The 16,064-nt window shown below is 35.8% G+C and carries 9 protein-coding genes, 1 pseudogene and 1 riboswitch; of the genes and pseudogenes, 2 read left to right on the forward strand and 8 right to left on the reverse strand.

The window, feature by feature from the left end:
- Positions 1-8 precede the first annotated feature (8 nt).
- A complete protein-coding gene (locus MK119_RS01480) occupies positions 9-1,121 on the reverse strand; it encodes an acyloxyacyl hydrolase (RefSeq protein ID WP_290669980.1) in 1,113 nt (370 codons plus the stop codon).
- Between the two features lie 410 nt (positions 1,122-1,531).
- Between MK119_RS01480 and MK119_RS01485 the strand changes: the two genes are divergently transcribed.
- A complete protein-coding gene (locus MK119_RS01485) occupies positions 1,532-1,723 on the forward strand; it encodes a hypothetical protein (RefSeq protein ID WP_290669982.1) in 192 nt (63 codons plus the stop codon).
- A gap of 823 nt (positions 1,724-2,546) precedes the next feature.
- Positions 2,547-2,747, forward strand: a complete 201-nt coding sequence (locus tag MK119_RS01490) for a hypothetical protein (protein WP_290669984.1) — start codon at positions 2,547-2,549, stop codon at positions 2,745-2,747.
- A 70-nt stretch (positions 2,748-2,817) separates the two neighbouring features.
- On the opposite strand, the gene metF is transcribed toward MK119_RS01490, so the two are convergent.
- The 7 genes and pseudogenes from metF to MK119_RS01525 all read right to left on the reverse strand — a co-directional run bounded on the left by metF (position 2,818) and on the right by MK119_RS01525 (position 16,064).
- Entirely contained in the window at positions 2,818-3,774 is a 957-nt protein-coding gene (metF, locus tag MK119_RS01495) for a methylenetetrahydrofolate reductase [NAD(P)H] (RefSeq protein WP_290669986.1), read from the reverse strand.
- 306 nt (positions 3,775-4,080) lie between these two features.
- Positions 4,081-6,792 carry a methionine synthase gene (metH, locus tag MK119_RS01500; protein WP_290669988.1) on the reverse strand — a complete coding sequence of 904 codons (2,712 nt, stop codon included), beginning with the start codon at positions 6,790-6,792 and terminating at the stop codon, positions 4,081-4,083.
- 80 nt (positions 6,793-6,872) lie between these two features.
- Complete coding sequence (locus MK119_RS01505; RefSeq protein ID WP_290669990.1) at positions 6,873-7,874, reverse strand: homocysteine S-methyltransferase family protein; 1,002 nt, start codon at positions 7,872-7,874, stop codon at positions 6,873-6,875.
- Between the two features lie 325 nt (positions 7,875-8,199).
- A riboswitch (SAM riboswitch) is annotated at positions 8,200-8,302 on the reverse strand.
- Positions 8,303-8,525: 223 nt separating this feature from the next.
- Complete coding sequence (locus MK119_RS01510; protein ID WP_290669991.1) at positions 8,526-9,506, reverse strand: phytanoyl-CoA dioxygenase; 981 nt, start codon at positions 9,504-9,506, stop codon at positions 8,526-8,528.
- Positions 9,507-9,676: 170 nt separating this feature from the next.
- On the reverse strand, positions 9,677-13,981 hold the full coding sequence (locus MK119_RS01515; protein ID WP_290669992.1) for a GEVED domain-containing protein: 4,305 nt from the start codon (positions 13,979-13,981) through the stop codon (positions 9,677-9,679).
- A gap of 367 nt (positions 13,982-14,348) precedes the next feature.
- Positions 14,349-15,404, reverse strand: coding sequence for an NAD(P)/FAD-dependent oxidoreductase (locus MK119_RS01520; protein WP_290669994.1), 1,056 nt, complete (start codon positions 15,402-15,404; stop codon positions 14,349-14,351).
- 69 nt (positions 15,405-15,473) lie between these two features.
- A pseudogene (locus tag MK119_RS01525) lies at positions 15,474-16,064 on the reverse strand (bifunctional precorrin-2 dehydrogenase/sirohydrochlorin ferrochelatase).

The raw sequence follows: 16,064 nt of genomic DNA on the forward strand, positions 1-16,064 counted from the left end.
TTTTTTTGTTACAGTCGTATTCCTACACCAAATTCTACTGCTTCTGCTTTGGCTGCATGTGATTTGAGTGTTAAGGCTGCAAACCATTTTTTACCAAAGTATCTTTTCATTCCTACACGAATATAGGTTTGTCCTTCAAAATCGACAGGATAATATACGTAATATCCAAGTTGCGTAATAACAGATAGTTTGTTGATAAACAATTCATGCCCTACAAATACACCAACACGTTTATAGTCTTCATCACCTTTTACTTCTCCGTTTGGAAATGCTATAGATCTAAATCGAATCCATTCTTTTAAGAAATTGGAGAAAAACACTTCTGCTCCTAGTTGTACCGCGCTTTTTCTACTAAAGCGTTTATCTGCATACGCCGAAAGTACTGTAAAACCATATTGTCCACTTCCTATCGCGTCACTTTCATTGACTCCGCCACGGAGAACAATATTGAATTTTATAGGTTCTTTAAAGTTTTGGGTGACTTCATTTTTTTGATATTCTATCAATGATGTATCATCCAAATTATAATTGACTCCAACATTGAACGCTAATGTATTGATACTTGTGTTTGGCGCTTTTACATTGGCATTTGAATAATGTATAAGCGATAATCCAGCTTGGACACCAAATCGTTTGAATAGATTTTCTTTTTTGTAGTTCAGCATCAAATACGTGCTACTCATCAATCGCGAACCAAAAGCAATGTTTCTAAAGTTGTCTACTTTGTCATACGGATTGCTTGTATATGCCAATCCCTGTCCGATACGCAACATTAAGTTTCTCTTGAAAAAGTAAAAGTTATAATGCGCATACAAGGCAACATTTTTTCCTAAGAATTCATTTTTTAAATCTTGATAACTCAACGAAACTCCATAATCCGGATAGTTATAGAATTGTGACCAATCGTCATTCCCGAAGGTTTTTCGGTTGTAACTTACAATAACACCTTCTGGATCTCCTGTGATTAAATGTAAAATATCGTCATTGTGACGTGCGATGTTTCCACTAAAATAATTTACATCAATCGTAGCCGCTTTGGACGATTGTTGTTTTTGACCAGTGTTTTCTTGTGCAATACAAAAACACGAATAGAGGAATATGAGGAAAACTAACTTTTTCATGCGTAAAGCAAATGTAGTTTTTATTTTAAATATCTGTTTATTTCTGCCCTTTTTCTTGATGAAAGACCACATTTATAGATGAACCAATGTAAACTACTGCAACCACGTACTAGTTGTATTGGAAAACCTCTGTTGTAAGTAATTTTGTTTCTATAATTTTATTGGAACCAAAAAACCAACCCCATAAAAAATAAGTCAATTAAAAGATTGAAGCTACACAAAGCTTGTATTTCTAGACTGAATACTGATGCCATATCTGGCGGAACTGGTCAAAGTGCATTACAATTTTGTGAATCTATTAATATCTGTGAAACGAGAGATTATACAAGATGTAATGGTGAATTTGGCTGTCAATTGTATTTGACTATTAACTGTTAGTAAAAACGTACTATTTATTCATACCAGAAATCATGAAAAAAAGATCTATTCACAAATTAAAATTAAAAAAAGCAGCTGTTTCTAATTTGAATACAAATGCTGCTACAGGAGGAACTTTTGGAAATACAGCCTTTTGCATTTCTGTAAACTTCTGCGAAACTATCGATTATACAGCATGTAATGGAGAATTTATATGTCAAATATACGATTCACCACAGCGTTAATATATGATCAAAAAATATGTAAAAAAGGAACCATAATTGGTTCCTTTTTTTATTTTTCACCACTACCAAAAACACAACTTACAGCAATCACGTAACGAAAGTATTGTAAAACCCGTACGATAATGCACTGCTTTTTAGTAGCTTTATATTAATCAAATACATAATTATGTAATTGAATTTACAGCGGAAAAAAAATTATTCTAAATTTCTTGCTTTTGAAAGTTAGTTGAATTTTAATGTTTCTTGAAGCTTAAAATCTTTATCGAGCACAAATAGAATATCCGCTACGCTGTAAAATAATTGTTCTTACGAACAATCAATAAAAACTGATTTCTAAAACAATCGATTTTATGTTTAGTTAAAAGAGGAATTTAAGGCATTCCTCTTTTTTTATGGTCAAATGTTAAATACAGCGAACACGTACTTCTAGTAATGGAAAACCAATGTCATTTATAGGACGTTTTTGCTACCTTCGGAACTACAAAAACCAACATCATTATAAAATCATTTACTTCAGCTTGAGTATGCCTAGCGTAAGAGTGAATTTGTAAATTCAGTTTACATATGCGAATCTGTTGATATTTGCCAAACCATTTATGTTACTAGATATTATGGAAGTAGAAACTTCGGTTTGTTTGATCCGAGAACCGAATTATGCTAATATTTAGATTCAAGTATGTATCAAAAGAGAGGAAATAACATTCCTCTCTTTTCTTTTCTAACATATTTTCAGTACAGATAAAACATACTTTTAGTAGTGTAAAAGCCAACACTTTTCTTTCTTGAATTTTATAATTTTAGGCTTAATCACAAAATCAAAATCATGAAAAAAAGATCTATTAAAAAATTGAAATTAAAGAAAGCGTCTATTTCTACTTTAGATGCTAATGCACTTCAAGGAGGAAACGATCCTTGGCAATCTGTATACTTATGTGAATCAGATAATTGGTGCCAAACACTAGATTACACAAGATGTTATGGAAATTGGAACTGCGGTATTTTTGATAGAACAGGAAACCTGTAAAACAAATATGCATCAACAAAAAAGAGAGGAATAGTTTTTTCCTCTCTTTTCATTTTAATATGTTTTTTTTTTAAAATATTTCTTTTGCAATTGCATCAATATTGCTCGATCTTCCCATAGAATAATAGTGCAATATTGGCACGCCAGCCGAAACCAATTCTTTACTTTGCTGTATACACCATTCAATTCCTACTTGACGCACAGCTTTATTGTCTTTACAACGAACCACTTCCATGATCAAATCGTCCGGCAAATCTACTTTGAATCGATGCGGAATTAAATTCAATTGCTTCTTAGTAGCTATGGGTTTTAATCCCGGAATAATTGGCACTGTAATTCCTTCCTTTCTACATTTTTCTACAAAGTCAAAATACTTTTGATTATCAAAAAACATCTGAGTTATAATGTACGCTGCTCCAGCCTTTATCTTTTTCTTTAAGAAATGAATATCCGAGTCCAAACTTGGTGCTTCCATGTGCTTTTCAGGATAACCAGCCACACCAATACAGAAGTCCGTTTTTGATGAGTTTAGCAATTCTTCATCTAAATACTTTCCGTTATTTAAGTCTTGAATCTGACTTACCAGTTCAGAGGCATACCGATGTCCTTCAGGCTCTGCTCTAAAATAAGTCTCGCTTTTCACAGCATCTCCACGTAAGGCTACAACATTGTCAATTCCTAAAAAATCCATATCAATCAAGAAATTTTCAGTGTCTTCTTTTGTAAATCCACCACACAAAATATGCGGAATAGCATCTACTTGATATTTATTTTGAATTGCAGCACATATTCCTACAGTTCCCGGACGTTTTTTTACAACCTGCTTTTTCAACAGCCCATTCCCTAGTTCTTTAAACGTGTATTCTTCTCTATGATACGTTACATCAATAAACGGTGGTTTGTATTCCATTAACGGATCAATATTATCAAATATCGACTTGACGTGTTGTCCTTTTAACGGCGGTAATATTTCAAAAGAAAACAATGTTTTTCCTTCCGATTGCGCTATATGTTCTGTTACTTTCATTTAATCCTTTAGGTTTCATTCCCGTGAAAACGGAAATTTTTGTTGTTATATTTTCTTTTTCTATGTTTTGTTTATCTGTTAATTTATGGATTTGCTCATCTTGCTTTCCGCTCTTAACTTTTAATTTGGGCGTTCCCACAAGGGTCGTGCTATCCGTTATATCTTTTTAAACCATTTATCATGACTAGCAACTTCTTAAGAGATTGTATCTTCTGCTTTTTCAACATACAGATAACTTCGTCGCAAACTCCTCGCAATGACGGTTCAAAGCTTTAAAAAGGATGCCACTCCTATCACTAACGCGGGCTAGTCTGCCAACGTTGGATGCAACCATTTTTGTGCCTTTTCTATCGTGATTCCTTTTCTTTTTGCAAAATCTTCAACTTGATCGCTTGTTATTTTCCCAAGTCCAAAATACTTTGCCTCTTCATTTCCAAAATAGTATCCTGAAACGGCGGCGGCTGGCCACATGGCTAAACTTTCCGTCAAAGAAACTCCAATCACATTTTCGACATCTAGCAATTCCCAAATTGTTTCTTTTTCCAAATGATCTGGACATGCAGGATAACCTGGCGCTGGACGAATTCCTTTGTATGTTTCTTTGATTAATTCTTCATTTGTTAAATCTTCACTACTTGCATATCCCCAATGTTTTGTACGTACTTGCTTGTGTAAATATTCAGCAAATGCTTCTGCAAAACGATCTGCAATGGCTTGTGCCATAATTGCGTTGTAATCATCTTGTTGTTCTTTGTAACTATTTGCCAATTCGTCTGCTCCAAAAATAGCCGTACAAAACGCTCCCATATAATCTTGCTTTCCACTTTCTTTTGGTGCCACAAAATCTGCTAAAGCGATATTTGGCACTTCTGCACGCTTGTCCAATTGTTGACGAAGCGTTCTGAAAACCCCAATTTCTTTTCCTTTTTTCTGAATAGAAATATCATCATCATTGATCGTATTTGCTTCAAACAATCCAAAAATTCCTTTGGCTTTTAACGATTGTTTTGCAATGATTTCTTCGATCATTTTTTTCGCATCCGAATATAATTGCGTGGCTTGTTCACCCACAACATCATCTGTTAGAATATTAGGAAAACGCCCGTGTAAATCCCATGAACGGAAAAACGGGCTCCAATCAATGTATGTAACAAGTTCTTTTAGACTCAGCTGGGTCAACTTTTGAATTCCCAATTCTTTGGGTTTTACAATATTGCTTGTTTCCCAATCAATTGTATACTTTTTAGCTCTAGCAGCTTCTAAAGAGATGTATGATTTTTTCTTTTTACGTTTCAAAAACTTTTCGCGGAACTCGTCATAATCCTTTTTCAACTGTTCGCGATAGTCTTTTGATTTTTTCTTATTCAATAAATCCCCAACAACTGTCACTGCTCTTGATGCATCATTAACATGCACTACTGCGTTTTTGTATTCTGGATCAATTTTTACTGCTGTATGCGCTTTGGAAGTAGTAGCTCCACCAATCAATAACGGAATTTCTAAGTTTTGACGTTCCATTTCCTTTGCTAAGTACACCATTTCATCCAAAGAAGGCGTAATTAATCCTGATAAACCTATGACATCGACATTTTCAGCTTTTGCGGTTTCGATGATTTTTTCTGGTGGTACCATTACTCCTAAATCTACAATTTCGTAGTTATTACAGCCCAATACCACACTTACAATATTCTTTCCAATATCGTGTACATCTCCTTTTACAGTTGCCATCAACACTTTTCCAATAGCTTTTTGTTGTTCGCCTTTTTCTGCTTCAATAAAAGGCTGTAGATATGCCACAGCTTTTTTCATAACACGTGCCGATTTTACTACTTGCGGCAAGAACATTTTTCCTGAACCGAATAAATCTCCCACGACATTCATTCCGATCATCAAATTTCCTTCTATGACTTCTATAGGTTTACTTGCTTGCAAACGTGCTTCTTCTACATCTTCTGTAATGTATTTGTCAATTCCTTTTACGAGCGAGTGTGTGATACGTTCTTGCAATTCGTAATTACGCCATTCCTGTACTGCTTCAGTATCTGCTTTTTTAACTCCTTTGAAAGTTTCTGCTAAGTCTAGTAAACGTTCTGTAGCATCATCGCGACGATCGAGAATTACGTCTTCTACATGCTCCAATAAGTTTTTAGGAATATCATCATAGACTTCTAACATGGTTGGATTTACAATTCCCATGTTCATTCCAGCTTGAATGGCATGATACAAGAATACAGAGTGCATGGCCTCACGTACTACATTATTTCCACGAAACGAAAAGGATACATTACTCACTCCACCACTTACACTAACATTTGGATAGGTTTCTCGTGTCCAACGTGTTGCTTCTATGAAATCAATTGCATTTTTACGATGTTCTTCCATTCCTGTTGCAACAGGGAATATATTTAAATCAAAGATGACATCTTCTTCTGGGAATCCAACTTTATTGACCAACACATCATAGGAACGTGCTACAATTTCTAATCGGCGTTCGTAGTTGTCTGCTTGTCCTACTTCATCAAAAGCCATCACAATCACGGCAGCTCCATATCGCTTGATTTGTGTAGCTTCCCAAATAAATTTTTCCTCTCCTTCTTTGAGTGAGATAGAGTTTACAACGCATTTTCCTTGTACTACTTGTAATCCTGCTTCAATGATGTCCCATTTAGAACTATCAATCATTATAGGTACACGGCAAATATCTGGTTCAGCAGCGATGAGATTTAAAAACTTCACCATAGCTTCTTTTCCATCAATTAAACCATCGTCCATATTGATATCAATGATTTGTGCGCCACCATCCACTTGATGTCTTGCAATAGCCAAGGCTTCATCAAATTTTTCTTGCTTTACTAGTCGCAAGAATTTACGTGAGCCCGCTACATTGGTACGTTCTCCAACATTTACAAAGTTGCTATTTTCATTTAAAACCAATGGTTCTAGGCCTGAAAGTCGCATGAACTTGGTTTGTTTAGGTTTTTCGTGTTTGGTATTTGGTGTTTGATCTTTATCTTGCATCTTCATTTCTGTTTTGTTCTCGTTGTTGAGTTGAGTTGTCAATTTGTTAATTCGTCGATTTATTGATTTAACTTTTTGTTTCAAACATTGACAAGCAACTTACGAGGTTCATATTTTGCTGCTACTTCTGCAATAGCATTGATATGATCAGGTGTTGTTCCACAGCAACCGCCTATGATGTTGATGAGATTCTTTTTTAAGTACTCTTGTATTTGCCCTGCCATTTCTTCTGGCGATTCGTCATATTCTCCAAAAGCATTTGGCAATCCTGCATTTGGATGTGCCGATACTGCAAAGTCTGTTTTATTAGCAATAGCTTCTAAGTGCGGTTGTAATAGGTTTGCTCCTAAAGCACAGTTGAATCCGACGGATAGTAACGGAATGTGCGATACTGAGATCAAGAATGCTTCTGCAGTTTGTCCTGATAGTGTACGTCCACTCGCATCCGTAATAGTTCCGCTCAACATGGTAGGCATTTCTATATTTCTTTCAGCTTTTACTTCTTCTATGGCAAATAATGCTGCTTTTGCATTTAAGGTATCAAATACAGTTTCAACTAATAATACATCTACTCCTCCATCAATGAGTGCCTCTACTTGTTGTTTGTAAGCAATTCTTAATTCATCAAATGTTACAGCGCGGTATCCAGGATCGTTTACGTCTGGTGACATACTTGCGGTCTTATTTGTAGGACCGATAGAACCTGCCACAAATCGTGGTTTGTGCGGTTCTTTGGCGGTAAATTCATCCGCTACTTCTTTCGCAATTTTTGCAGATTCATAGTTGAGTTCATAGACTAAGTCTTCCATTTCATAGTCAGCCATTGCGATGGTTGTTCCTGAGAATGTATTGGTTTCTACAATGTCTGCACCAGCGGCAAAGTATTTTGCATGCACTTCTTTGATCGCGTTTGGCTGTGTTATGGATAATAAGTCATTATTTCCTTGTAGTGGTACTTGAAAATCTTTAAATCGTTCGCCTCGGAAATCTTCTTCTGTGAATTTGTATGCCTGTAACATGGTTCCCATAGCGCCATCTAAGACTAGGATTCTCTTTTCTATTTCGTTCCAAATGTTTTTCATTTCTTCATTTTCTTTTTCTGTGTATTCCTATCTCTGTAGGAATGACAAACGGTTTTTAGTTAGCTACACATATCACAGGCTTGACTTCGTTCGATGTGATATTTTGCTTCAACTTTGCTCAACATCCTTTTTAAATATGTGAATAGTCATTACAAGGAAGAATTAATGAAGTAATCTGTTTTTTGTATACGGATTACCACGAATCTTCATAGATTCTCGCAATAACGTTTCCCTTTTAAAAAGACACAGCGAATAGCCTGAATTTTTGGGTAACGCCCAAATTATTATTATCAAAAAAGCATGTGGAAACGGTGTAAATTTCGCTTAGTTATCTACCTGCATTTGCAGTAGAATGTAGCACCTTCTTTAAGTGTAAAGGGTTGCTAAGGCGTCATCGGGTCTATTCCCTCAGCCTTTCTTGATAACAACAGTATAAGTATGAACTATTTGCTACAAAGAAAAGGCTTCCGAGTAGAAGATGCAAATATTTTGCGCTGATTTTTAAACGATAACGTTTTAGTGTTGAATTTTGAATGGATTCGCTTCCTTTTTTACAGCTTTTTTAAACTTATAAATGTTCTCAATATGATTTTCTTCTTCTAACTCTAAAAATCATCAGAACTTACGTTTGTGGAAATTGATATTTTGAATTTAGTTTTTAAGTTTTAATTCTACCGAAGGTTTGAGTTCGTAGAAAAAGGTTACGTTTGGTGCTTCAAGTGGATACACAATTTCCATTTCGAGCGGCACACTGAGTGAGGATTCGTTTCGATGCAACCAGATGTCATTGTATATATGTACTTTGGTATCAACAATCATGGTGTGATATCTTTTGTCACCACTAAGATCGATGGTAATTGATTCGAAAGATTTTGGTAATGATTTGCTTCCATCGCTGATTTTGACAGCTTCACGCACATCTAAAATGACAGCAGCTTCTTTTTCTTGACGAGTTTCTTCATTCTTTTTTTGAGGATATGTAAGACTTGCTTGTACGATGACATTGTTTGGAATGACAGTACAGTTTTCTGAGATTTGAGGTAACATATTCCAAAGAATTGGCACATAGGATTCTCTATATAATAGCGCATCGAGCGTTTCACTGAAAAGAATATGGTATTTTTTAGCATCTGGAATTTGAAAAGTAACCGCATCCGAATTATGGAATTCCGTTACATAGTCTTTTAAATCAAGAGATTCTACCAGTTTTTCTGCCATTTTGATGGAAATCGCATTAATTTCTAAAACGGTAAATTGTACTTCAGAAACTTCAAATAATGGTGCCACTAAAGTTACAAAAGGTGCATACGGACCACAACCTGCATAGAATATGTTGATGACTTCATTTGGATGTTGTTGTTGCTTCTCGCGAATAAGCGCCACCATTCCGTCTAGGAATTTTGCTGTTCTGCGATAATCAAGTAAACATGCTGCAGCATGGTTGAGTGATAATGCCATTCCTCCTGCTGTTGGTACGGCTGCCATGTGCTGCATTCCCTCTCCTAAGTCACGAATATTCGTAGTTTCTAAATAATGTTTGTGAATTTCGTCAATCGTATTTTTGACAGTATCAAAATCTGATTGATTGTTAAGGATTGTTGTAGAGAGTTCTTTAATGGTATTTCGTAACATGCTAGTTTTGATTTTGCATAAAAGTAAGTGAAGCTTTTGAATTTAGCAACCCGTATTTATGTGTGTTTTGAGTTGTTGTATTTACTAACAAGACTTTTTTTGTCCTAAAAATAAAAAACACCCTTCATTTATTTCTGAAGAGTGCTTTTTTTGTAAGTGCTTATAATTACTTAGTAAATGACTTTTTGAATTTTTTGTTTTCCATTTTCTAAGATCACTTTTACAATCAACGCACTGTTTGTCGGTCTTAGATTGGTTATATCATATACTTCTTCACTAATGTTTTTACGAACTATCAAACGCTTTCCAAGAATATCATAGATTATAATGTCTGCTATTTGACTTTGATACGCATGCACTTTAATTTTGTTTTCGCTTGTGGTAATCACAATCCCTGCATTGGAGTTGAATTCATCAACACTTAGATTACTTGCATTTATATCGAGATATCTTAACACAAAACGATCTTCAAAGTCTCCTGCTTCTGAATAAAAGTCATACGGCGTTAGTTTTAAGTCATGAAGCGTACTCGTATACAAGTCTTCCAAATAAATTTTCTGGTCTGTAGTTTCAAATAGTCCATCAAGCGCATTGATTGCTATGGTATAATTTCCATCTTGTGCAATTTTAACTCCTAGCGAAACTACATCTTCTTCCTCAAAAGGAACAGCTCTTCCTTGAATTGTCATTTTTTCTTCTCCAATCAATGAATAAATATGTGTTGGAGCATCACTCAGATTATCTCCATCAAAAAGACGATCTTGTTCATTTGATGCACCTGTGATGTATCCTATTAACAAAGATGCTGCGGAATTGTCTGGTGAAATAATATCTAACCAAATTCTATGTTTTTCTATCGTTGTCGTTGCACTTTCACTGTTGTATTCTAATTCTATACCTCCATCATCACTTGGTCTGTAGAATTGATCATTTGTATACGCTACTCCACGCATTGAATTGTTGAACTGAATCGTTGTACTAGCTGGTGCCGCATCATCCATTAATACAAAGAAGGCTTGTCCTGCTGCAATGTTTCCATTGAATCCGATTGGATTTGATCCTGTACTGTTGTACTGAATGTAATCGTTTTCATTGTAATTATAAAGATAATCACTGTAAAAAGGGTCGCCATAAGCATTGCTTGGAGCACTTAAATGTCTCCACAAATAAACCGTTCCTGTGATAGTGGATGGACTCGTATCATCAGTAATCACCGAAGCATTTGCTGCGATAAAGGCATCTGCTGAGATTGCTGAAGGATATGGATTTCCTACTAAGTTCCAGTTGTCATCTAATGCCGTAGCATTAGTTCCTCCTGCTCCTGGATAATCAACTCCTGTATAAGTTCCTCTGGTTACTGTCGTATTGATGATTCCGTTGTTTGGCACTCCATCAAATTCTGCTGTATTAGCTATGCTTGTTCCTGAGATGCCTCGAATAATGTATCCGTTTCCTGCTCCCATAACTCCAGAAGCACTTTGCCATTCTCCATAGTTACCTAATCCATTACCTGATACCGTTGGTTGCCATTGAAATATTAATCCTGGATTTGTTCCTGGAGAAACATCAGCAACATCAAAATTTGCTACTGGTGATGACCAGTATATATAATCAAAGTTGTTTACCCCTACAGCCATACGATCCATGTTAATATCTCCTGTATTGTTGTTGGATACTACATCCGTTACTTGAATCAGGTTTGCACCATCTCTTACATGTAGTGTTCCTCCACTCTCTACACTAATCCAGTCGGTGACTGTGATTGAAGAACCTGTGGCAAGTTCTAGTGTTGCTCCATTTTTTACGGTAATGTTTCGAGCCAATCCGTTACCTGTGGCTTCCGTATCTATTGTAAGTCCATTGTCTTTAATAATTACACAATCATCTGAGGTTGGTACTACATTTTGTGCCCAGTTTGCGGCGACACCCCATGCGTCAGCGGCACTATCAAAGACTCTGGTATTGTTAATTACATCAAAACTAGTGCTTACCGCTCCACATCCATTGGCTAGGTTTGCATCAATGGTAAAGGAATAATTTGACTCTTCTAACTGTGCCAATGTTGGCATAGCATATACTGTTTCATGACTTCCCGATACATAAGGTGTATCTCCGATGTTATCATTATCTGTATCAACATACAGGTCAATAATATTTGCTGGTGTGGTTGTCCAATCTACAGCAGTTACATCCTTGTCTCCTATTAGTTGTATGTTATCTATTGCAATACCATCTGCCCACAAAGCATAGTAACGAATACGTACGCTTAGTGTTGGCTGATTGATATATGCTGATATGTCATAGGAAAGATTGTCAAACTTTGTCCCGATTCCCACATCTGCAATGATATCTGCTGTGATTGCCGTCCAGCTGGTGCCGTCAGTTGAAACTTCTACGGTAAAGTAATCATCTGCACCACCTATTCCATCATCTAAATAATGTGAATAATAACAATCAAAACTAAATGTTAGATTTACAAAATCGGTGGTATCATAAGAAGTTGTTGATTGTAGTGCATTGTGAGTGATATATGAATTTCCTAAACCGTCTGCTCCAACATCCGAATTACATATTACAAACTGATCATTTCCAAATCCTGAAGAAATGGCTGGAAACCATACTTCTTCTGAAGGAACAAATGTACTGGTTTGGTTTTGCCATGCACTTCTAGCATTGATAGTTGCCCCGTTGTCATTTAATACAATATTGCTAAATACGCCTAATCCTCCAGATTCAAAATCCTCGTCTATCAACAATACATCTTCCACATCTCCTGAAACTGAAATTTCTAACATATCATTTTCTCCACATACTACTCTACTCGAAACATCAGGTGTAATATTAACCGTTGGTATCGAATTAAATTTTGCGACTATTGGTTCTCTTACCCATGATTCGCAAGTACCATTGTACGCCGTAACATAATACGTAGTTGTCGATGATATGGATGGTGTCGTCCAATTACCAGTAACTGTCGTTGCTACTAAGCTTCCTCCTGTTTCTGCATCATACCAACGATATTCCATAACAGAAGGAGTTCCTGTACCAGTTACCGATAAGTTAACCGTTCCTGCACCACAAGTTTCTCCATCTGTAATGGTATCAATCAGTGCATCACAGAAAGGCTCTACTGTAAAGAAGTAATCTTCAGCTTCTCCCAAGCGATCAATTGTAATACCAGTATCTTGAAAATTTTCACAGGAATCAAAGTCGTATGAATTATTGTAGTCAAATATAAAGTAATCAAACCCTGTGTAATTTCTAATACGTATTCTATAATCTCCTGCAGCAGTTCCTAGTGGAATCACAAATCCAAACGTAGTTGACGTTGTAGAGATATTGTTAGAGTCATAGACTTTTTCTGTAGACTCATCAAATACATCATCTCCATCCCAATCAACCCAAGCTTTCCAAGCACATCTGAATGGTGCTTCTACATATACATTTATACCTTCTCCTTCTACCTGCCTAGCTTTGGTTGCCAATCCAGTAAAATCTTGATATCCCGAACTAAATCCTGTTCCAGCATTAGTTACATCTTCTAAGGCTCCTAAAAAGGCAACCTCATCTATGTACATTGTATCTGGTGTATCTGTTGTGGGTTGGCATGGTCCAGGCAAAATAACTGGCGTTGTTACACAGATATCAAAAGTCCCTGAATTTGCTCCACCTCCATAACTGTAGACGCGCACATAGTACGTATTACCTATAGTTAAACCAGTAGCGTTTATAATTTCTGCGTTTAATCCAACAGTAGCGTCTGCGCAATCTATATTAGTTCCATTACAAGAACCTGAACGTAAATCTACCACCAAGTCATTAAGTGTCCCTGGTGTTACAGTGATATCATGTTCTGTTGCTGTTGCCACAAAACTATACCAAACATCGTCATCTGCATTTCCTGTATAGCCATTGCAACTAATAGCAGCGATACTTTGTGTAGCAGTTGAAGTGTCACCATTTACTAGTGTTACACAAGTACTTGTTGGACTTACGCTTAAAGATGTAGCCGACCCACAATCATCATTTGCTGGTCCTGAAGTAACTGAAAGTAGAGTTACTACAATATCCCCATTAAGGTTGTTAGCAGTTGCGCAATTGTATCTGTTTAAATGAATTCGATAATTGCCTGTAGTTGTTGGTGTAAAATCGATAGAGGCGGCAAATCCTCCACAAGCTGGGCCATTATCATCATTGAATGCAACAAAATTTCCTGCCTCATCTCTTACTGTCATTTGTGTGTCATATCCAGACCCACAATTTGATAGTCTGTATGTACTTCCAGCGATCATATTGGTTACTTCAAAGTTTCTTCTACCACCTTGGTTTGCAGGAGGTGTACAGCTGATGCTGTTTCCTATAACTGTTGGAGCTGGCGTTGAACATTGGATTCTTCCAATTCCATTACATTGGGCTTGAATCTCAGAAATAAGAGAGAAAGTAAGGAATAGTATTAACAAAATTGGTGTTCTCATGATTCGGGGTTTTGGAAGTTGGGCTATTTTATCATAATGAAATTATGAAATATATCTTTTCATTCAACTTTCGATAAACGCATTTCACCCTTGTTTTCATACATTTCGTCGAAACCAAAATCCTATCAAACTACTTGAAAACAAAACACATCTCACTATCATTTAGGTAATTACATTTTAAACACTCATAAAGACTACTTTTTATGAAATTTAAACCTACATATATCAGCACACACTATTAATTGTTTAATTCTTTTATTGAGAGAAATTAAAACTTATAATTAGAACAAAAAAGGCAAATGTACATTTGCCTTTTTTAGGAAAACAATCACTTCATTTTCGTAAGTAATTGTAGTATATCTAATAATCAAAAGATCGCTTGAACCGTTTCTTTTTTGGCTTCTTTTTTTGATCCGTCAAATCCTTCTACACCTGAAACTGTTGTATATTTCATTACATATTTTTTCCCAGGATTGATACGTTGATATGCACTTTGACACATTACAGCTGCCTCATGGAATCCAGAAAGTATCAATTTTAGTTTTCCTTTATATGTATTTACATCTCCAATAGCATATACACCTGGAATATTGGTTTGATAGTCATACGAATTATCTACTTTGATGGCATTCTTTTCAATATCCAATCCCCAATTTCCTAAAGGCCCTAATTTTGGTGATAATCCAAATAATGGAATAAAATGATCCGTTTCTAGAAGTATTGGCTCTTCTCCTTTTTTAGTAATCGTAACTGCCGTTAAATGCTCTTCTCCGTGAAGCTGTCTAATTTCAGCAGGTGTAATCAGGTTGATTTTACCCAAATTACGAAGTTCCTGTACTTTTTCTACAGAATCTAATGCGCCTCTGAATTCATTTCTACGATGTATTAAAGTTACTTCGCTAGCAATTTCTGCTAAGTAAATTGTCCAATCTAGCGCAGAATCACCCCCACCAGCGATGACCACTTTTTTGTCTCGATATATTTCAGGGTCACGAATGATGTAAGCTACACCTTTACCCTCATAGTTTTCAATTTCTGCAATTGGAGGTTTTCTAGGTTCAAAAGACCCCAAACCACCTGCAATTACAACTACTGGGGCCGCGTGTTTTGTTCCTTTGTTAGTAGTTACGATAAAGGTATCATCTTCTAAGCGCTCAAGCGTTTCTGCTCGTTCACCTAAGGTAAATCCTGGCTCAAAAGATTCAATTTGTTTGAGTAGGTTTTTGACCAAATCGCCTGCTAATATTTCTGAAAAACCAGGAATATCATAGATTGGTTTTTTAGGATATATTTCTGCACATTGTCCACCAGGTTGTGGCAATGCATCAATTAAATGTGTTTTTAGTTTTAATAAACCAGCTTCGAATACGGTAAAAAGTCCCGTTGGTCCTGCTCCTATAATTAATAAATCTGTTTGTATCATTTTTGCTTTTAGTATTGAGATATGAGGCGTGATTCTAAATCACCTCACTTTTATTTAACTTTTTTATTCTTAGTTTTCTATTTGTTCTTGCAATAAACTTTCTGTTAGCTTATTGAGCGTATCTACTTTTTGTTCAAAATTTTGATTGAGTCGTTTGCGATATGTATGAAGGTTTTTCACAAATTCATCAATGCTATCTGGGATAATTTGCTCAAAAAATTGACGCAAACGTTTTGCTGTTGTTGGAGATTTCCCATTGGTAGAAATGGCAATTTTGACATTTCCTTTTGTAACAATTCCTCCTAGATAAAAATCACAGTACTGCGGTTGATCGGCCAGATTTACCAGTAAGTGTCTGCGTTTGGCTTCTAAAAATATATTCAGATTTACTATTTGATCGTCCGTAGCTGCAATAACAATATGCTTTTCATTCAGATAATCGTTCGAAAATTCATCTTCAATCAATGTTACTGTAGTATGTAATGTTGCTAAATTTTTAATTTCATCTTTTATAGAAGGCGCCACCAATGATACTTGTGCATTAGGACTCGATTTTAATAAGAAACTTAGTTATTCAAGTCCTACATTTCCTCCACCAACAAATAACACTTGTAATTGCTGAACCTTTAAAAATATTGGATATAATTCGTTTTTTTCCAT

It is taken from the genome of Kordia sp. (assembly GCF_022447245.1).
Taxonomy (GTDB): Bacteria; Bacteroidota; Bacteroidia; order Flavobacteriales; family Flavobacteriaceae; genus Kordia.